This is a genomic window from Cyclobacterium sp. SOCE241, from assembly GCF_056867545.1.
The window spans coordinates 582,717-602,695 of record NZ_CP149779.1 but is presented as its reverse complement, the minus strand read 5'-3'; the positions used below and the strand labels follow the sequence as shown (position 1 = coordinate 602,695).

General features: G+C 36.8%; 12 protein-coding genes and 4 pseudogenes. 3 read left to right on the top strand and 13 right to left on the bottom strand.

The window, feature by feature from the left end; all coding sequences use genetic code 11:
• Positions 1–3: 3 nt before the first annotated feature.
• Both WG932_RS02790 and WG932_RS02785 read left to right on the top strand, forming a co-directional pair.
• Entirely contained in the window at positions 4–1,575 is a 1,572-nt protein-coding gene (locus WG932_RS02790) for a tetratricopeptide repeat-containing sensor histidine kinase (protein WP_483086871.1), read from the top strand.
• A gap of 231 nt (positions 1,576–1,806) precedes the next feature.
• Positions 1,807–3,195 (top strand): arginine decarboxylase, encoded by a 1,389-nt coding sequence (locus WG932_RS02785; protein ID WP_483086870.1) that lies wholly within the window; start codon positions 1,807–1,809, stop codon positions 3,193–3,195.
• 653 nt (positions 3,196–3,848) lie between these two features.
• Here the strand turns inward: WG932_RS02785 and WG932_RS02780 are convergent.
• Entirely contained in the window at positions 3,849–4,298 is a 450-nt protein-coding gene (locus WG932_RS02780; RefSeq protein ID WP_483086869.1) for a hypothetical protein, read from the bottom strand.
• The gene (locus tag WG932_RS02775; protein WP_483086868.1) at positions 4,274–5,602 is read right to left on the bottom strand and encodes a c-type cytochrome; all 1,329 of its coding nucleotides are present in this window, start codon (positions 5,600–5,602) and stop codon (positions 4,274–4,276) included. Before WG932_RS02775 ends, WG932_RS02780 begins: the two co-directional genes overlap by 25 nt.
• A 231-nt stretch (positions 5,603–5,833) precedes the next feature.
• Between WG932_RS02775 and WG932_RS02770 the strand changes: the two genes are divergently transcribed.
• Positions 5,834–6,373, top strand: coding sequence for a hypothetical protein (locus WG932_RS02770; RefSeq protein WP_483086867.1), 540 nt, complete (start codon positions 5,834–5,836; stop codon positions 6,371–6,373).
• A gap of 102 nt (positions 6,374–6,475) precedes the next feature.
• On the opposite strand, the pseudogene WG932_RS02765 reads toward WG932_RS02770, so the two are convergent.
• The 11 genes and pseudogenes from WG932_RS02765 to WG932_RS02715 all read right to left on the bottom strand — a co-directional run bounded on the left by WG932_RS02765 (position 6,476) and on the right by WG932_RS02715 (position 19,977).
• Positions 6,476–7,985, bottom strand: a pseudogene (locus WG932_RS02765) (IS1634 family transposase).
• Between the two features lie 244 nt (positions 7,986–8,229).
• Positions 8,230–9,441, bottom strand: coding sequence for a bifunctional glutamate N-acetyltransferase/amino-acid acetyltransferase ArgJ (gene argJ / locus WG932_RS02760; protein WP_149392333.1), 1,212 nt, complete (start codon positions 9,439–9,441; stop codon positions 8,230–8,232).
• A 13-nt stretch (positions 9,442–9,454) separates the two neighbouring features.
• A complete protein-coding gene (argC, locus tag WG932_RS02755; protein WP_483086866.1) occupies positions 9,455–10,498 on the bottom strand; it encodes an N-acetyl-gamma-glutamyl-phosphate reductase in 1,044 nt (347 codons plus the stop codon).
• Complete coding sequence (locus WG932_RS02750; RefSeq protein ID WP_149392335.1) at positions 10,488–11,690, bottom strand: acetylornithine transaminase; 1,203 nt, start codon at positions 11,688–11,690, stop codon at positions 10,488–10,490. The genes argC and WG932_RS02750 overlap by 11 nt, the downstream gene beginning before the upstream one ends.
• Positions 11,691–11,692: 2 nt before the next feature.
• Positions 11,693–12,517, bottom strand: coding sequence for an acetylglutamate kinase (gene argB, locus WG932_RS02745; RefSeq protein ID WP_483086865.1), 825 nt, complete (start codon positions 12,515–12,517; stop codon positions 11,693–11,695).
• Between the two features lie 393 nt (positions 12,518–12,910).
• Entirely contained in the window at positions 12,911–13,585 is a 675-nt protein-coding gene (locus tag WG932_RS02740; protein WP_483086864.1) for a PhzF family phenazine biosynthesis protein, read from the bottom strand.
• A gap of 16 nt (positions 13,586–13,601) precedes the next feature.
• Positions 13,602–15,052 (bottom strand): annotated as a pseudogene (locus WG932_RS02735) (TrkH family potassium uptake protein).
• 2 nt (positions 15,053–15,054) lie between these two features.
• A pseudogene (gene trkA, locus WG932_RS02730) lies at positions 15,055–16,400 on the bottom strand (Trk system potassium transporter TrkA).
• A gap of 114 nt (positions 16,401–16,514) precedes the next feature.
• Positions 16,515–18,515: pseudogene (locus tag WG932_RS02725) on the bottom strand (alpha amylase C-terminal domain-containing protein).
• Positions 18,516–18,559: 44 nt separating this feature from the next.
• Entirely contained in the window at positions 18,560–19,186 is a 627-nt protein-coding gene (locus tag WG932_RS02720) for a rhodanese-like domain-containing protein (RefSeq protein WP_483086863.1), read from the bottom strand.
• Positions 19,187–19,206: 20 nt separating this feature from the next.
• Positions 19,207–19,977, bottom strand: coding sequence for a Ca2+-dependent phosphoinositide-specific phospholipase C (locus WG932_RS02715; RefSeq protein WP_483086862.1), 771 nt, complete (start codon positions 19,975–19,977; stop codon positions 19,207–19,209).
• Between the last annotated feature and the right edge of the window lie 2 nt (positions 19,978–19,979).

Here is a 19,979-nt window from a genome sequence, read left to right as displayed (position 1 = left end):
AATTTGACTTACAGATTAGGGATTTTTCGATATGACCAAAAACAATATCAGGAGGCCATTCCTTTTTTCAAAAAGGCAATAGAAGAAAATCGGTCTTGTTGGGGAAATGACAATATCATTCAAAACATAAATGAGCCCCAATTGTACAGAAATACAATGGCACTCTGTTATGAGAAAATGGAAAAATACGACAGTGCCGCTTATTATTATGTGGATGCACTTGCCTACCTTGAAGAAATCAAACCTCTTTATCCTGAAAAGGAATTATTTATCAATTCTGCCATTGGAGTAGTAAAAGGAAATTTAGGTGGAGTCATGGCCAAATTAGGGAATATGCCAGTAGCCAAGAACCTTCTAAAAACAAGTATTATTATCAATAGCCAACCCAATTATGACCACAGTGATGCACAAACTGCGAAACTCAAATTGGCAGATATTTTTATAAAAGATCTTGAATTGACCAAGGCAAAAAAATATTTAGACGAATTAGACAAAGAATTACCACAAGCAGAAATTAAAGACAGAAAATATTACAATGCCCTGCTCAAGTGGTATTTGGTGAAAGAAGCATATTTTGAAAAAATAGGAGACACAAGAAATGCATTAAGAGTGATGAAATCCTACCATCACCTTAATGATTCCTTACAATTAATAGACAATAATTTAAAATTTATTGACATTGAAGGGTCCTTTAGAAATGCTGCACAGAAATATGAACTCTCGATATTAAATAAGGACAATAAAATAAAAAACATATACTTGGCAACTGCAGCCGGTTTCACAATTCTTTTGACTATATTCTTAATTGTAAATTGGTTTAATCTCAAAAAATCCATCAAAGCAAACGATCTTATTCTCCAAAAAAACAGTGACCTTCAAGACACCTTAAATGCATTGGAGCTGAGTCAAGCAGAAAATGCTAAAATCATGTATATGGTGGCCCATGATTTGCGAAACCCAATAGGAAGCACATTGATGATTGCCAATTTAATATTAGAAGATCCTGATATCAAGGTAGAAAACAAATACCTATTAGAAAACATAAAAACCTCCTGTAATAACTCAATGAATCTTATTACAGAAATGCTTCTCCCTAATAAAAATCAGAATGAAATTAAGAAGGAATCCGTAGAAATTGACAGGTTATTAAAATATTGTGTTGAAATATTAAATCATAAGGCGAATGAAAAAAATCAGAAAATTCACCTTGATATTTTTCCGGTCTCAGCATTGATCAATAAAGAAAAAATGTGGCGTGTCCTAACAAACTTAATTGCTAATGCTATCAAATTCACTCCAAACGGGAAGGATATTAATATCTTAATGAAGCACAACAATGAAAAAGTAACCATAATAATAAAAGATGAAGGAATAGGGATACCAAATTCAATCAAAGACCAATTATTTGAATGGGATACCATGAGTAAAAGGGATGGAACAAATGGTGAGAAACCTTTCGGAATGGGCTTGGCCATATCCAAACAAATCATTTCTGCTCACCAAGGCAAAATATGGTTTGAATCTCAAGAAAATATAGGGTCAACTTTTTATGTAGAATTCCCTGTTAAAAGTTAATTACCCTTCAAAGTAATAAACATCAAAAAGTATTAAATATAGCTTATTCACAAACGTACTATACTTTGCTCCCTTTGAAGACACTGGTCCATAAATATTTATATTACCAAAATCTACATTAAAAAAACACCAGATGTGAAGATAAAATTTCCAAGGATAAATGGTTTAATTTACATTTTTTAATGCAATTTTGAAGCTTAATACAAGCTTTGCATTGAATAATCTTTTGGAATGAACAAATACATTGACTTAATAAAGCAGACTTTCGATTTCCCTACAAAAGAATTTGAAGTGTCTAACAATCAACTTCATTTTAATGGCGTTAATCTTTTGGAAATCATAGAAGAATATGGCACACCACTAAAGTTAACCTACCTGCCTAAAATCTCTGAAAACATTCAGAATGCTAAAAAGTATTTCGGCAATGCCATGAAAAACCATGACTATAAAGGTAGCTATACTTACTGCTATTGCACCAAGTCTTCTCACTTTAGTTTCGTTGTAGATCAGGCACTAAAAAATGGTGTGCATATTGAGACAAGTAGCACTTTTGATATCCCACTAGTAAGAAGCCTATTCGAAAAAGGGAAGATCACAAAAGATACCTTAATTGTCTGTAATGGATTTAAAAGAGATCTTTACAAGCAATACATTTCAGAGCTACTCAATGATGGATTTGTCAATTGTATTCCTGTATTAGACAACATTACAGAAATAGATTATTATTTGGAACATGTGAAGGTTCCTTTTAAAGTTGGGATTCGTATCGCTGCAGATGAGGAACCAACGTTTGGATTTTATACTTCTAGATTGGGAGTTAGGTATAATGATATCATCAAACTTTACGAAGAAAAAATTAAGAACAATCCCAATGTTAGCCTTAAAATGCTCCATTTCTTCATCAATTCAGGAATCCGAGATACGGCCTATTATTGGTCTGAATTGACCCGGTTCATTCAAAAATATGTCGAATTAAAAAAGGTAGCTCATGAATTGGATACCATGGATATAGGTGGAGGCTGGCCTATCAAAACCAATGTATTTTTTGATTATGATTACCAGTACATGGCCGACCAAATCATTAAAAACATCAAATGGATGTGTGCCAAAAACAATACCGTAGAACCAAACATCCTGACAGAATTTGGAAGCTATACGGTAGGAGAAAGTGGTGCAGTCCTGTATTCTATATTAGATGAAAAGTTGCAAAATGACAAAGAATTATGGTACATGATTGACGGTTCTTTTATCACACAACTGCCAGATAGCTGGGGACTAAACCAGAAATACATTATGCTGGCAGTCAACAATTGGGACAAAGAGTACCACAACATTTCTTTAGGAGGACTAACATGCGACAGTATGGACTATTACAATTCAGAATCCCATCAATTCAATATCTATTTGCCTAAAATGGAAAAAAACAATCAACAATATATTGGTTTCTTTCATACCGGCGCTTATCAAGAATCTTTGGGTGGATACGGGGGAATACAACATTGCCTAATCCCTGCACCCAAACATGTCATTATTGATAGAGATGAGGAAGGGAACATAAACCACCATCTTTTTGCTCCGGAACAAGCAAGCAATGACATGATGAAAATATTAGGGTACTGATATTCTCCATTAACTAAATAAAAAATAGCGCTTCCTCTTTAGGGGAAGCGCTTTTTTTGCATCAAAAGTACATACAGAAATTAAACTAATTTATTAGTCATTTTTTGAATAAAAATAAGCTATGAAAATTTTTTCATAGCTTAAGTCAATTAACAATAAACCCAAAATAACCAAAGTTGTAATAGCGGGATTTGAACCTGCGATGAAACATCATCTCCTATTTCCCTTTCGGGGTATTACAAATACCATTTCTTTCGATTTGGTATTACAAATATAGCTATAAATATTATTTTACAAAAGTATTCACTACTTTTTTATATTTTTTTAACTATACCTATTAACTAAAATAATTGAGACAACTCTTAATATTATAGTATTTGAAAATAAATAACAAATTAGGGTTTGTGAAAACCATAATAAAAGCTATTTGCCAACATTTATTTTTTTCAGGTCTATTTTTAATCCCTTTTTATCATTTATTCAAAATTTTATGCAGACTCCTTTAAACAAGAAAAAATACACATTGGGTATTGTGGATTTGAGTTACCCACATACCAAGATTAAGTCATTAATCGAATTTCAAATAAAACCCAAGGGTGATATTTCTAATAAAAAGCTCCTAAATAAAAAACGATGCTTAACTAGGCTAAATATTATTCACGAGAGTCTTTAAATGTAATTTTCCATATATTTCCTCCCAGCTCCCTACCGCCATATTCAATCACATATAAATTTTCATCCACTAGGACAGCGTCAACGGGTTGTGAAAAACCAGTGGCTATACTGAAGGCATTTAAATTAAAGTTTTCTTCGGCATTAGAAAATTCCAAATCCAACAACAAAAGATCCTCACCTTCGGAGGTAAATGGTTGCATAAGTACAGACTTCTTCCCACTGGTGTACCTTAGAACCATTGCCTTACCTTTAAATCTACCCGGAAGCAGATTCGCATTATCAGAAACAAGACCAAGAGGAGATGAGTGTGGGGTAAATGTTGTTATCCCTACCCCTAAATTTGAAGCGTCCTGAATTTCACCGGTAATTTCATCTCGGAATTTATCAGCATCCGGACCATAATTTACGATACTCTTTCCAAATTCCACCCCTTAGGTTTTTCAGGAAATTCTGGATCATTGTAAAAATCATCCGGCCATGCTGCTGCTCCTTCATTTAAGAAAGGGTCTTTTGACGGATCTGGAAACCAGTCTGGAAACTGTTGTGGAGATTCCATTCCACCCATAACCCAAGGATATCCGTAGTGAAAACCTTCTCTAACCCAAAACATGTCTTCATTTTGATCATAATCACCACTATTTACTACAGCTAAGAGACGTCCTTTAGGATCTAATGCTAAATCATAAGCATTTCTAAGACCTTCTGCATACAAATAACCACTCTTTTTAAGGAAACTCAGATCATCGGGAAGAAGTAGGTTCTCAGCATCTATTGGTATACGGAAAATTTTAGAAGTAAGCGCTACATCTCGAGAATTAGGATAGGCTCCCAAATTGTCTTGAACCTCCCCATGATCCGTTCGACTACCACTAACAACAAAAATACTCTTGCCATCTTTACTTACTTGTAAAGCAGACCAACCATGGTCGAAAGGTGTATTCGTAGTTCCGTATTCCGCTGTTGTAAACATTACAGTCACCTGTGCATTTGCTGAATTATCCCAGTTTACACGAACCATTCTTCCCATTGTACCTTTATTATCATTGACCCTTACATTGCCAGACAAAAAAAGCTGTCCCGCATGCATGGTGGCACCTTGAAGCCTACTGATTCCATGATCAGACAGTTCAAGCATTTTTTCCAATTGATGAGGATCATTCATTGGCAGCCTGTAAACATCTCCCCCAATGGTTGCATACCAGAGGAATTGATCAGGTCCTTCCCAAATTCTCACCACTCTGGGGACTACTTTAGTGAAATGTTCGATAACTAAATCTGAAACAATGGGTTTAGGTTGTATTGTTTTAGATGTACTGGGTTCCATCTCTTTGAGATGCTGAATAAACACTACCAATGCCCAACGTTCTTCTTCAGTTAATAAATCTCTAAATGAGGGCATAACACCTTTTCCTTCTGCTATCTTATAAAAAATTTCACCCCCGGATTGAGCTAGAACTTTTTCTGAAGTCAAGTCTGCCGGGTGGGCTCCCATGGCTTGACCGGCAGCTCCATCTCCCCTGCCTTCATTACCATGACAAGTTGAACAGTAAATTTGAAATAAATTTTTCCCTTTATCTATACTATTTATGCTTACCTCAGGTTGATGCGCCAATTTAATGGAATCCGGTATAATCCAAGAAACTTCTGATTCAACTTTATTTTCTTTCTGATCTTTACAGGAAACAATGGACAACAAAGAACATAAAAACAATAATTGTAAATTGGCATTCATAATTTTGGGTCTATAATTAAATTATTCCCATAATTTAAAAAAATGTTAATAGGTTTATATCATTTCCTTTTTATTTCTGAAATAAAAGCAAAAAAAACATCAATTATCACACCTTGAATATACTCAAAATCGACACCGTCCTACTTTTACCCTATTGTAACTAAAAAATTAACATTAAAAATTTACTAAATTAGTTTAATCCTTTCAATTGAACTTTTCCTACTGAAAATCATGAAAAAACTACTTGTAACCATTATTTTATTGACTGGAATCAATCTTTCTTCCTTTGCCCAAAAAGGAACCAACCAAATTAATATAGGCTTTGATGCAGGTGGCGTGCTTAATGAGTATTATCAATCCCAATTCCTGGCAGGTTTTGGGGCTTCCGTTAAGGGTTTATTGGGCCTTGACATCAACTCACAATTTTCAGTTTCGGGGCATTATTTGTATTTTCCTCTAAATTCAAATTATACCCTCCCCAAGGGGGAAAGCATAAGCTTACACCAAATTCCAGTATTTATTGGATACAGAGTGTATAGGGATTCTTTCTTCTTTGAACCCCAAATAGGTACAGCATTATTGCTCAACAGTAGTAAAAATCAACTTGGTAAAACCTCCTCCAATGACTTTGAATTTGCTTTTTCCGCAGAAATAGGCTATGTGTTTAATCAATTAGAATTCAGTCTTAGGTATCAGCAATCGGGGGGTTCACCCTTCCAATTGGCTTTCTTGGGGGCCAGGGTAGCCTATGTCTTAGGTGGTATAAACTAGGTTCTCAATTTCCCTTGACTGCTAACTTTCCGGATAAAAAAAATGCCTCTAATCATTAATTAGAGGCATTTTCTCCTGGCTTCGACACTGGGACACCCAAAATCAAAAACCGAACATTTTCGCTAGATTTTGTTGACTTTCAGTCAAAAATAGGGTCTTTCTTAGCTTTTTCCCTGAAGATTTGAGTTGTACTTCTACAGTATAAATTCCTTTTTGCTATTTCATGGCTTTTTGGGATGAGAGTTTTGATCCTTTTTCCAATAATTGCTCTTTCCAGCTCTTTGTATACTTTGTAAGCAACGAATGCTATACTTATATGTGCCTCAATTCTACGTTGTTTATAATGAAAAACTGGCCTCACTTTTATTTCGTTTTTGGTTATCCTAAATGCCTTTTCTATTTTCCATAGATTATTATAATTCTCAATTACTTTGTCTTTATCCAAGTCAGTATTTGTGATATATCCTTTGAGACCATCCCATTTCCCATCCTTTTCAAATTTTTCCATGTCTAGGGCAATCTTTACCTCTCCATCCATTTTGAGGTATTTATTATAGCCTCTATTGTTGATGTGGGTTTTGTTGAGCTTCCCAGTTTTTATCTGTTTTCTAGCTTTTAAAACCTTTCTCCCTGTTTACCTTATCTTTTTTTTGCTCTTTTATCTGAATAACTGACAACCATCCTAAGTTCCTCTTCCCAATCTAGTAATCTACTTTCCGTTTTCAAGTTCTAAGGCCAATACCTTCTTTACTTTTATCTGATGATAAAAAAAAGTTACCTTGCTCCTAAAATAAACTCATATCCATTTTTACGTAATTCTTGAACATTTCTTTGATAATAACCCTGAGTCTGCAACAACAATTGAGCGGGTAGACTGTACTCTTCTTCTGAAAGTTTCTATGACTGGAATCATGGTATGTCCTTCAAACTTATTACCCTCAAAGATCTCATAAGCTAGAGGATAGCCTTCCAGACCAACCAAGAGGCCCAAGACAATCTGAGGGTTTTGATGTTATTCTCTGGAAAAACCTGTTTTTCTCAAATCATCTTCCTGATCCACTTCAAAATAGAGAGTTGTCACATCATAAAAAACGATATTAATGCTACCTCCAATACCTTCTTTGTGTGTTCAAAACTGATCAACTGAACTGTTTCCTTGTAGTTATTGTAAAGCTTATCCATATACCTATATAGATCCTGAACTTGGAATTCAAGACCATGATAAGTGGATAAATAATCACAAGTTTTCAGTTTGCTGGCTGGAAAACAGATTCGTGAATAGACCAACCATCTAAAATATCATCATTGATAACATTGAACCCGATATCGTTGAATATCTTATCAAGAAGTAACTCTGTTCCAGAAACAGTAATTTTTTCTACCCGATCAAGGACAGAATCGGCAATCTGTTCTTTCATTATTAAACGGTATCTCAAGATTACCTTTATACTCTTTAATCCATTGCTCTCCAAGAATTACAAAGCTTTTCAATTTCTCGGGACTCGATGGAACTACTTCCAATCGTTTTGGCAACTTTGTATTTCCCTCTAACTTTCTCGATTACCTGAACACTTATCTTACCACTTTTATTTGGCTTTCTGCGAACGAACATGCCTAAAAGTACTAAAAATCCCCTCTGGGACACCTAAATTAAAACCATAAAAAATATAAATCACTATTATACAGTTGTTTACATTCTAATGGGACTGAAATGAAGTCAGGAAAAAAATGCCTCTAATCATTAATTAGAGGCATTTTCTTCTAAACTTTGCTAATGTATATTATTTTCAACTAATGGTTTAACAATCAAAATTTCACGAAAGATAACAGCAAACTTTTCTCCATTCCAACTTGGATTAAGTGGTATAAACGGAATTGAACATCACATAATCAGTGGTAAGATCTGATCCCCAGCCAGTGGCTTCTTGCTTTCCGGTATTTAGTTCTAAATGAACGATTATATGAGATTCTCTAAGCAGTTTTTTCATATAATTTTTATCAAATTTTGTAGGAGCTCCTTTCAGAAGCACCTGAACTTGGCTGTCAGCATCTCCGAGGTACAAATTGGCTTTTTTGTAGTTAAAACTAATACCTGCATTTCCACAAGCCGCAATAATTCTACCCCAATTGGGATCGCGGCCAAACATGGCAGTTTTCACTAAAGTTGAGTCAGAAATTGCTCTGATAAGCTTCATGGCTACATTTTCAGAGATAGCCTTTGTTACCTTGTACTCAATAAACTTTGAAGCGCCTTCACCGTCAGAAACGATTAATTTAGCCAAGTGGGTCAATAGCTCTCTGAGCTTTTCTTTAAATTTGAGATAGAGTGGATCCTCTTCGCTGGTAATCTTTTCATTCCCTGCCATCCCATTTGCTAAAATTGCCACCATGTCATTCGTAGAAGTATCTCCATCTACCGTGATCATGTTAAATGATCTATCAACACAATATTTCAGTGTTTTTTGTAGCAACTTTTCGTCAATAGCTATATCTGTAGCCAAGAATGAAAGCATGGTTGCCATGTTTGGGTGGATCATACCTGAACCTTTGGCCACACCGCCAATAGATATGGTTTTTCCTTCCCATTCAAAATCCACAAACCCTTCTTTAGCAAAAGTGTCTGTCGTGAGAATTGCATTGGCCAAAAAAGAACCTGCTTTGGCATCGTTGGATAATTTTGGTACGGTGGTCTTAATTCCTTCCACTACATCTTCCGTTGGGAAAGGCTCACCAATTAAACCGGTAGAAGCTACAATTACATCTTCCGGGGAAATATTCAAGGCTGCAGCTACGGTATCGGCCATGGCCTCGGCTCCTTCTCTTCCTTGTTCGCCGGTACATGCATTGGCATTTCCTGCATTGCATACAATCACCTGAGCCCTATTATTGGAAAGGTTTCGTTGGGTTACCTTGATAGGTTCTGCTTGAACCTTATTTTGAGTTAGCGTAGCAGCCGCTGCTGCAGGCACTTCCGAAAAAATGATGGCCAAATCCCTTCTCATGGACTTTACTCCGGAATGAGCCCCCCAACATTTTATTCCTTTAACACTTGTTATATTTCTAATCATTAGATCTTTTAATTTATGGTTGCATTGGAACCTGTAGAAGGCCAATAGATTCGTTCAATCCCAACATAATGTTCATATTATGAACAGCTTGACCAGCTGCCCCTTTGACCAAGTTATCTATTACCGTGATTACAATGGCTTTTCCCGTTCTCTTATCCCAATATGGATAAACATCTGCATAATTGCTCCCTCTTACTTCCTTTATTGATGGAGCTTGGTTTCTTAACCTTACAAAAGGCTTATTTTTATAAAAATCCTTGTAAAGAGCGGTCAACTTTTCTTGGTCCATCTCTGTATCAATGGAAATATAAGAGGTAGCCAAAATACCTCTATCCACCGGTAAAAGATGGGGCGTAAACTGTAAAATAACTGATTTTTTCAGTAAAAACGAAAGCTGTTCCTGAATTTCTACAGTATGCCTATGAGTGCCTATTCCATAGGCTTTGAAATTGTCATTTACATTGGAAAAATGTGTGGTATTACTGGCCTTAACCCCTGCTCCTGTAGTTCCTGACTTGGCATCAATTATGGCCCCATCTGTATTCCCAATACCTGCTTCAAATAATGGAGCCAAGCTTAATACTGACGCTGTGGGATAGCAGCCGGGATTAGCAATTAAACTTGCTTCACTAATGGATTCAAAATGCAATTCAGGCATTCCATAAACAGCTTTGTCGAAACCTTTAGGGAAAGTATGGTCTTTTTTGTACCAATCTTCATAAACTTTCGGACTTGACAATCTAAAATCTCCGGATAAATCTACAATCTTCACTCCTTCATCTATCCAGCGCTTAACAAATTCCATGGAAACACCATGAGGAAGAGCCAAAAATACTACATCTACTTCGGCCACATTCACATCATCAGCTCCAACCAATTCAAAATCAATTATCCCTGAAAACTGACCATGCAAATCTGAAAATCGCTTTCCTTTATGGCTTTCAGAAGTGATACTTACGATTTCTACTTCAGGATGATGGATTAATATCCTTGCTAATTCAGACCCTGTATATCCGGAGGCACCTACAATGCTAACTTTATATTTACTATTTCTCATTTTGTTCAATTGATCCAATTAACTTTTCCAATTTTTCCAAAACTGTATTCACATCTTCATCTGGAATATTTAGTGGGGGCACTAGACGTATCACCGTCTCTGCCGTTCCATTTACAATAATTCCATCATCCAATAGTGCTTTTACAAAAGGGGCCGCCGGACGATCCAAAACGATACCAATCATCAGTCCCATGCCTCTCACTTCTTTGATCATAGCGTGCTTGGTTTTCCATGATTTTACGGTATTCATTATCCAATTTCCCTTTTCAAGAGCTCTTTCCACCAACCCTTCTTCGAGTATGGCTTTCAAAGTGGCCAATGCAGCTGCAGAAGCCATAGGATTCCCTCCGAAGGTGGTTCCATGATCTCCATAATCTATCGCATCTCCAACTTTTTCATTACAAAGCAATGCTCCTACAGGCATTCCTCCACCTAAGCCTTTGGCTAGGGTCATGATATCAGGTTGAATTTCAAAATGCTCTTTCGCAAAAAGCTTACCTGTTCTACCTATTCCACACTGAATTTCATCAAAAATCAATAAAATATCCTGTTCGTCACATAATTGGCGAACCTCCTCTAAATATTCTTTTTCTGCAGGCACTATTCCACCTTCTCCTTGGATTGGTTCCAGAATTACAGCTGCGGTATTTTCGTTTAGGGCGGCTTTCAATGCATTGATATCATTGAATGCAACCTGAGAAAATCCTGTCGGTATTGGAGCAAACCCTTGTTGGTATTTTTTTTGACCTGTGGCTATGGTGGCTAGGGTACGCCCATGAAAGGAGTTTTTCATGGAGATTATTTCTCCTCCTTTATTGCGCTTATGAGCATATTTCCTAGCAATTTTAATTGCACCTTCAACAGATTCCGCTCCACTATTAGTTAAAAAAACATGTTTTAATCCGGTCAAATCAACTAACAGTTTGCTAACGGCAACTTGAGGAGGACTAACAAAAAAATTGGAGATATGCATCAACTCGGCAGCCTGATCTTGGACAGCCTTTACCACTTTTGGATGACAATGCCCCAAATTATTAACAGCTATTCCAGCCAGCATATCAATGTATTCCTTCCCATCTGCATCCCAAAGTCTACTCCCTTTGCCCTTGATGAAAGCAAGAGGAAAGCGTTTGAAAGTGGGTAAATAATTTTTCTTGTCTTCTTCGTACAAATACTCGTTCGAAATATGCATGCTTAAAGTTTAATTGTTGTTCCTATTGAAATTTGCTTGATAAGATAATTTGAAATTTGTTCCGGACATGTTCCATTTAAAATTACCGCTTTTTTAACTCCGGATTTAACGGCATTGACACAAGATTCAATCTTTGGAATCATACCGCCAGAGATGGCCTTACCATAAAATTTTGGAATGGTAGTGGTATCAATTACTCTAATAATGGAGTCCGGGTTTGGATACTCTTTGTACAGTCCATCTACATCTGTCAATACAATATAAGCATCAGCTTGGATTGCTGCTGCAATTTTACCCGCAAAAACATCTCCATTAATGTTGTAATCATTCCCCTCTTCATCAGAGGCAATGCATGTAATGACAGGTGTGAAGGCATTTTCCAATAAGGACTCAATTAACAATGGATTAACAGAAACAACGTCTCCTACCTGACCCAAGTCTACCTTTATGGCTTCTCCATTCTCCTGTTGTCGAATATGCCATCTCTTCTGAGCAATCGCTAATTTTCCATCTTTCCCTGAAAGTCCTACAGCTCTCAGCCCTTGCTTGTTCAGCAAATTAACAAGGGAACTGTTTACTTCTCCTTTTAAGGTCTTTTCAATGCAGGACATGGCCTCCACACTGGTGTGCCTGTGACCATCAAAAAATTCTGATTTAATTCCAGCATCTGCCAAGGATTTATTGATAAATGGCCCTCCACCATGGACAAGTATTACCTGAATACCATGACTTTGCAGTTCTTTTATTTTATTAGCAATGTCATGTTTAAGTTCTTCACTGACCATTGCATTCCCACCGTATTTAATGAGAATTTTGTGATATTCCATTGTATATATTTATTTCGTCAATATTAGAAATTCCAAAACTTAGCAAAATAAAAAAGCAATAATTATACCAAGGAAAGAAATTTATACTGAAAAAATCATAATGAATGAATTCGTTTAAATATTGATACAGAATATTGAAATAATGAAACCCTATTCCTAAATCTTGACAGTATGTCATGAAAGTAAAGGGTAGAGCGAAAATGGATCGCGTCTGGATCAGGTTTAAAAAGCTATTTAATTGAACAAAGAACTTTTAATCTTTTTTATCAATAAATACAACGATACGAAACTATCAATCCAGCTTAGGAAAGCCTTTCATATTGGCCAGACAAGGTTACCTCTTTACCATTAATCTTGGTGTAAAACCTTCCCCTTTATCACTTAGTTGATCTGCTACCATCTCGTTTTTTTAAGCCTTTCAGCCCAAAAAGGTACTAACATTGCATGTGAGGAACCGGTGGCATAATCTTCCAGCTGGCTTACGTGTGGAACTAAAGTTCTACTTACAAAATCAACCTTATCTCCCGGAGCAGTTATGGCATAACCAAAAATTTCTGAATCTCTTAACCTAGCATAATCGGGATTCATATGCTTTACGGAGGTAGCTGAATCAGTAAGAATCAGGTGTTTATTGGCTGTTTCAAAAACACCTAAAACAGGTATGCCTAATCCCTCCCTTATCGGCTCAGGACATCTAGGAAGCTCCCTAATAACGGGAATGGCACCTAGGCTCATGTAAAAAGTTTCTTCTTCAACCGTCACAACAATTTCTCCACCATTGTAATAAAGCACTGTGTCTTTCTTATTTAAATAATCGGAGAGGAAAATTCCAGCAGCTGCAGCCCCATGTCCACACAAATTGATTTCAGCATCCGGTGCAAACCACCTTACATTACATCTACCTTCTTCATCAATATTCACAAAGGTAGTAGCAGGAAGACCAATCACGGTGGCTTTTTGTTGCATGTCTTCGGTACCCAACATTTTATCACAAAGAAAAATAGCAGCCGGATTTCCTGTGAAACCCAATTCTTTTGAAGTAAATACGGATATTACTACTGGTTCCATGGTTAAATTCGTTTAGTTAGTTGGCCCTCCAGAAATACGGAGTAAATAAAACCAATATAGTAAACAGTTCCAATCTTCCCAACAACATTAAAAAACTAAGGAACAATTTTGCAAAAGGAGAAAAGAAGGCAAAGTTATCTACAGGACCTACCCTTCCAATTCCCGGTCCGACATTTCCCATCGAAGTAGCTACCGCTCCAAAAGAAGTAATCAAATCGTAACCTGCTATGGACATTACAATAGAACCTAGGACAAAAATCATTAGGTACAACAAGAGGAAATTCATGATATGAGTAATTACCTTGCCCGTCACTCTTTCACCATTAATTTTTAAAGGTACCACAGCCCTTGGGTGTACAATACGCTTGAACTCAAGGGTTGAGTTTTTAACAAAGGTCAAGTGTCTGATAAATTTTATCCCGCCACTTGTTGAACCAGCACAAGCCCCCATGAATAGCATCATAAAGAAAATAATGGTCAAACCATTGCTATACCCCGTATAATCAGCGGTAACATAGCCGGTAGTAGTGATTAAGGAAACCACCTGAAAAAGCACATCTCTAAACGATTTTTCAATGTTTTCATTGGCTAAAAAGTATACGGCACCAAAAATCCCTATAACCAAAAAACAGACACTAATAAAATAAGCCCTAAACTCATCACTGGCCCAGATTCTCTTAAAATGACCTTTGAAGGCAAAGTATATCAAAGTAAAATTAGTACCAGCTAAAAACATAAAAAACACAGCCGTGTATTGAATAACAGGACTGTCAAAAAAGGCCATGCTATTGTTTTTTGTGGAGAATCCACCAGTGGACATTGTGGTAAGTGAATGATTCATTGCATCAAAAAATGACATCCCTTCCAAATAATAAATCACCACTAGAAGAAGGGTAAGACCGAAATAAATTAACCATAGTCTTTTGGCGGTCTCTCTAATCCTGGGGTGCACTTTATCCGAAGTAGGTCCCGGTGATTCCGCCACAAAAAGCTCAATTCCCCCAATTCCTAACAAGGGGAAAATGGCTACAGTAAGAACAATAATTCCCAACCCACCTATCCATTGGGTCATGCTTCTCCACAAAAGTATACCTTCTGGCAAACGTTCAATGTCTGTCAGAATTGAGGCTCCTGTAGTAGTAAATCCTGAAACAGTTTCAAAAATGGCATCTGAATAATTGGGAATAGTTCCACTTAGAAGATAGGGCATCATTCCAAAAACCGACATAATGATCCAGCTTAAGGCAACAATCATATAGCCCTCTCTTTTTCGGATGTTTTGATCTTGTTTGGCAAATGAAAAGAAAAAGTCCCCCCAATGGTCAAACAAATTAATGCTGATCCAATTAAGGTTATCTGATCTCCACTTTGGTAATAGTAAGAGAAAGCAACGCTTGGAAACATCAAAACTCCCAAGAGCATCATCAATCCTCCCATGACTTTTAAAATGGCCTTATAATGAATCATGGTTAATTAAATAATTTTTCCAGTACCGGTTTGGCTTCAGGGAGAGCCAAAACTATTGCTTTGTCATGAAGTTGTAATTGAAATTGACCATCAGGAATAAAAACTTCTTCGCCCCTAATAACCCCTGCTACCACAGCTGTATTTGGAAAATGCAATGCCTTCAAGTTTTTCTTGGTTAGTTTATTGTTTTTTGTAACTGCATATTGTACAAACTCTGCCTCTACCCCTTGAATCCCTGAAACAGCTTCTACTTGTCCCTTTTTCAGGTACCTGCTTACATGGTTTGCCGCCACCAACTTTTTATTTATCAGAGAATCTACTCCAATACTGTGCGATATATGGATGTATTCTCTGGTATCCACATGTGCAATGGTTTTATATACTCCGTGGTTCTTGGCACTTAAACTGGTAATAATATTTGTCTCTGAACTATCTGTTAATGCCAAAAAGCCGTCCATTGTTTCCAGACCTTCCTCAATCAAGAGATTGATATTTTTATAATCTCCGTGGATAATCAAGGCAGTATCCAGTCTTTCTGCCAACCATTTACATCGTTCTTTTTCATTATGGATCAATGTAACACCATAGTCATCCTCCAATTCCCTTGCTGTAGAATAGGCCAAATCATCACCTCCAATAATCATGACGTCATGAATATCTTTTTCCTTATGGTGTACAAGGTCTTTGACTGTATTTACAGATTTGTTATTGGAAATAAAAAATACATGATCATTGTTTCGAATAAAAATATCCCCCCTTGGAATTATGGTTCTTTGATCACGAACAATGGCAATAATCCTAATTTCTTTGAAAATCGGGTCAGTTCGAGTATCAGAAAGCTTCCTATTAATCAATGGAGAATATCGGTCCAAGGTAATCCCGACAACACTTAACCTTCCATCTTCAAATTCAATAACATCTGAAAAGCTAGAGCGCTTCATCAATCGCGATATCTCTTTGCTACAGAGCATAGAAGGAGAAATGATGGAGTCTATCCCAAGGTTCTCAAAATAAATTTTATTTTCCGGGTATAAATAATCATGATTTCTTACCCTAGCGATAACCTTTTTGGCCCCCAATTGTTTGGCCAAAACGGCCGTACAAATATTGGTTTTTTCTGAAGTAGTAACAGCCAACATCAATTCAGCATTGTGAATATTCGCTTTTTCAATACATCAATCGAAGCCGAATCCCCCTCTATGGTCAATACATCCAATCTGGAGCCTATATTGTCCAGAACATCTTTGTCCAAATCAATTAATATGATATTCTTACTTTCGTAATAAAGCTGTTCTGCCAGGTGAAAACCCATATCTCCTGCACCAGCGATCACGATATTTACTGCCATAGCGTTGTATTAAATATTCAAAGGTAATATTAATCAAAAAAGGTGCAAGACCAATAATTATTAACTGATTTCCTCATAATATAAGGGCTTGCCAAATTTTAATTGGATTAATGCTCAATCGAATTTTTCAAAAACCAAAGCAGTTCTGTTGGTCATATAGATGCTTAATTGTTGCTTTTGGTCTGTAAAATAGGCCAAACTATTGTCAATTCGGCCAAACCCTCCATACTGCACATCATCTGAATTGAGCACAAGCCTGTATTGCCCCATTTCGGGAGCTTTAAATTTATAATCGGCAATTGCTACTTGGGGGTTGAAAGAAAAAGCAAACAATAATGCCCCTCTTCGAAAGATTATTACCTTATTCGCCGGATCAGCATGCACTTGATCGGCAAAGGGAGCACATAAAACCTTATGCGCTTTAATAAGGGCAAGCATGGACCTGTCCCAGTTAAGTAAAAATTGATATTTAAGATCCTTGTCTTCTGCCAAACTCCACTGTCTTCGTGCATACTTATAGCTCCAATTGTTCCCTTCTCGTGGAAAATCTACCCATTCAGGATGTCCAAATTCATTCCCCATAAAGTTTAGATACCCTTCTCCTCCTAGTCCAATAGTGAAAAGTCTTAATAACTTGTGTAGGGCTATCCCCCTATCAATAACAATACTTTCATCCCCCACGCGCATGTGAAAGTACATCTCCTTATCCATTAACCAAAAAGCGATGGATTTATCACCTACTAAAGCTTGATCATGAGATTCTGCATAGGCAATGGTTTTCTCTTTGTACCTACGATCACTGAGCTCTTTCCAAAACTCAAGGATATCCCATTCTTCGTCTTTTTCTCTCTTTGAGCATTTTGATGTAAAAATCAGGCACACCCATGGCCAACCTATAATCAAAACCCACTCCACCTTCTGCAGGCAACCTACAAAGCCCGGGCATTCCACTTACATCTTCTGCAATGGAAATGGCATAAGGTTTTACCTCCTTAATAAGGCTATTTGCCAGTTGCAAATAAATGATTGCGTCCCAATCTACATCTTTCAAAAAATACTTCTCAAAATGATCAAAAGTTGTCAATCCGTGGTGAAAATAAAGCATGGAAGTTACTCCATCGAATCGAAATCCATCAAAATGAAATTCTTCCAACCAATATTTTAAATTGGAAAGTAAAAACCTTTTTACCTCCCATTTTCCATAATCAAACAACTTAGAATCCCATACCTCATGGTATCCTCTGGGACCTGAATGAAAATACTGGTGATCTGATCCATCAAATGCATTTAAGCCTTCAGCAACATTCTGTACAGCATGGGAATGCACAACATCCATGATCACTGCAAGCCCAATTCCATGGGCTTTATTGACAAGGTATTTCAAATCTTCAGGAGTCCCAAATCTACTGGAAGGACAGAAAAACTAGAAACATGATAGCCGAAAGAACCGTAATACGGGTGTTCCATTACTGCCATTAATTGAATGGCATTGTACCCTAAGTCCCTAATTTTCGGCAATATTTTATCGGCAAAATCCAAGTAAGAACCTACAGCTTCTTCCTCAAGCCCCATACCTACATGACACTCGTAAATCAATAAGCCTTCTTTGTCGTGAACAGGTCTATACCCCTTATCCGTCCAAACAAAAGGTTTTTCCGGAAACCATAATTGGCCGGAAAAATCTTTAGTATTTTCATCCTGAACTACTCTTCTGATATAAGCAGGTATTCGGTCTAAGCCTCCTTTTTCGGAAATGACATGAACCTTTACCAAACTCTTATGTACAAAATTGTCTTTATACACTTCATATGGCAATTCAATGGACCAGACTTCCCATTCATCCATTTTAAGGGGATGGCTGGTGCGATTCCAATTATTAAAATCACCTATTAAAAATAAAGCTTGGGCCTCCGGTGCCCATTCCCTATAAATCCATGCATGTTTTGACTTATCAAAATTAATCCCAAAATAATCATGTCCGGAGGCAAATTCTTTTAGTCCTTTATCTGGCGTCTTAATTTCATCATATGCCCTTTGAAACCTCACCCATCTTTGGTAAATCTCTTCTTTGTAATCCTCTAACCAGGGATCTTCTTGAACAATTTTCAGTTTCATATAGCTGTCTGCAAGGTGAATGTTTAAATTATTAAAAAGTGAAATTATTGCTTCACAGGGTAGCCATTCTTTTTCCAAAGATCATAACCTCCTTCTAAGTTGAACACTTGACTAAAACCCTTCCCTACCAATAAATCAGCAGCCTTTTTGCTTCGCCCGCCTACTTTACAATATACCAGCACTTTTTGATTTTTATCCAGTGTAGCTATTTTTTCAGCAAAATCGTCTTGAAGAACATCGATATTCACTGCTCCGGGAATCAATCCTTGGGCCACTTCTTCTTGAGTGCGAACATCTAATATCACCGCATCCAACTCTTTTTCTGCCAATAAAAAAGCCTGTGGATCAATATTGATTGCTTGTGCCATTTCTTCAGAAAGAGATTGAAGGGAAGTTTTATTTTTTGATACTACCGGATTGACCCTTGCGTAAGCTGCTTCATCAAACTGAACTTTGTATTCTCCCTCCCACCTGGCATCTGCTTGATAATAATCAGTGCTTATCAATTGTGCACCACTTGAAAATGCCATTTCACTTCTCTTTGTATCATTTAATCTGGCTTCTTTCGTTCCTGCATCTGCCCTTGTTCTTACTATGTATCCTTTTTTAACATATTCAGATATTTGATCATGATGATTGATTGGATCGTTGATGATATGTATGGCAGACATAGGATGTTCTTCCGGAACGTTTACAAAAATGAGGCCTTCCCCTTGGCAAGATACTTTCCAATCTTTTCTTCTCCCTCATCCAGAATAAAAATAAACTTCCCTCTGGCTTCATCCAATTCAGGCCAACCGGATTCCAACACCGCGGTTTTTAGATCTTTAAAGTCTCCTTGAATACTTCGAGGGGTGATTAATTTTTCTGTACCCAAATAATCCACAATTTCTTTGTCCAATAATTTAAAGGCTTCTTGGTCAAATGGTATTGCCTCGGTAAACCCCAAATCAGGATAGTTTTCATCTTTTGCATTGATACTTATAAAGATTGGTAAATGATGGGGGTGAAAGGAAGACCAAGCCTTAAGGTCTTTCAGGTACTCCCTAAATAAAGCATGATGACTCAGAAAATCTATATCTTGAACGTGAAACACCTTAAAACCCGGTTTATCAAAACCATTGTCCCATTGCAATGAATCAACCATTTCTTTCCCCAATGGATTGCTAAACTTCCCTCCTTCAGGATCATGATAAACATCTAGTTCAAATAATCTAAGTCCGGCCTCAAGCTGTTTCCAAAGATTGGGATGACTATAGTCCAGACTTTCTGCCATTTCCGGATTTTCTCCTTTTATCTTGTTTAACAATGGCCCAGGAATTGCTTTTTTATAACTATTATGGGTACCAATTAATTGAATTTCATTGATTGTCAATGCTTTCTGTACATGAACTTTTTCTTCTTTATTGTCGCAACTGACAAAGAATATTAATAGACAAATCGCAAGACACCTTAAAATCATAA

What these genes read in the sequence shown, in the direction of transcription:
- WG932_RS02785 (WP_483086870.1), top strand. Translation starts at nt 1,807, where the DNA reads ATGAACAAATACATTGACTTAATAAAGCAGACTTTCGATTTCCCTACA.
- WG932_RS02775 (WP_483086868.1), bottom strand. Translation starts at nt 5,602, where the DNA reads ATGAATGCCAATTTACAATTATTGTTTTTATGTTCTTTGTTGTCCATT.
- WG932_RS02770 (WP_483086867.1), top strand. Translation starts at nt 5,834, where the DNA reads ATGAAAAAACTACTTGTAACCATTATTTTATTGACTGGAATCAATCTT.
- argJ (WP_149392333.1), bottom strand. Translation starts at nt 9,441, where the DNA reads ATGATTAGAAATATAACAAGTGTTAAAGGAATAAAATGTTGGGGGGCT.
- argC (WP_483086866.1), bottom strand. Translation starts at nt 10,498, where the DNA reads ATGAGAAATAGTAAATATAAAGTTAGCATTGTAGGTGCCTCCGGATAT.
- WG932_RS02750 (WP_149392335.1), bottom strand. Translation starts at nt 11,690, where the DNA reads ATGCATATTTCGAACGAGTATTTGTACGAAGAAGACAAGAAAAATTAT.
- argB (WP_483086865.1), bottom strand. Translation starts at nt 12,517, where the DNA reads ATGGAATATCACAAAATTCTCATTAAATACGGTGGGAATGCAATGGTC.
- WG932_RS02740 (WP_483086864.1), bottom strand. Translation starts at nt 13,585, where the DNA reads ATGGAACCAGTAGTAATATCCGTATTTACTTCAAAAGAATTGGGTTTC.
- WG932_RS02720 (WP_483086863.1), bottom strand. Translation starts at nt 19,186, where the DNA reads ATGTCTGCCATACATATCATCAACGATCCAATCAATCATCATGATCAA.
- WG932_RS02715 (WP_483086862.1), bottom strand. Translation starts at nt 19,977, where the DNA reads ATGATTTTAAGGTGTCTTGCGATTTGTCTATTAATATTCTTTGTCAGT.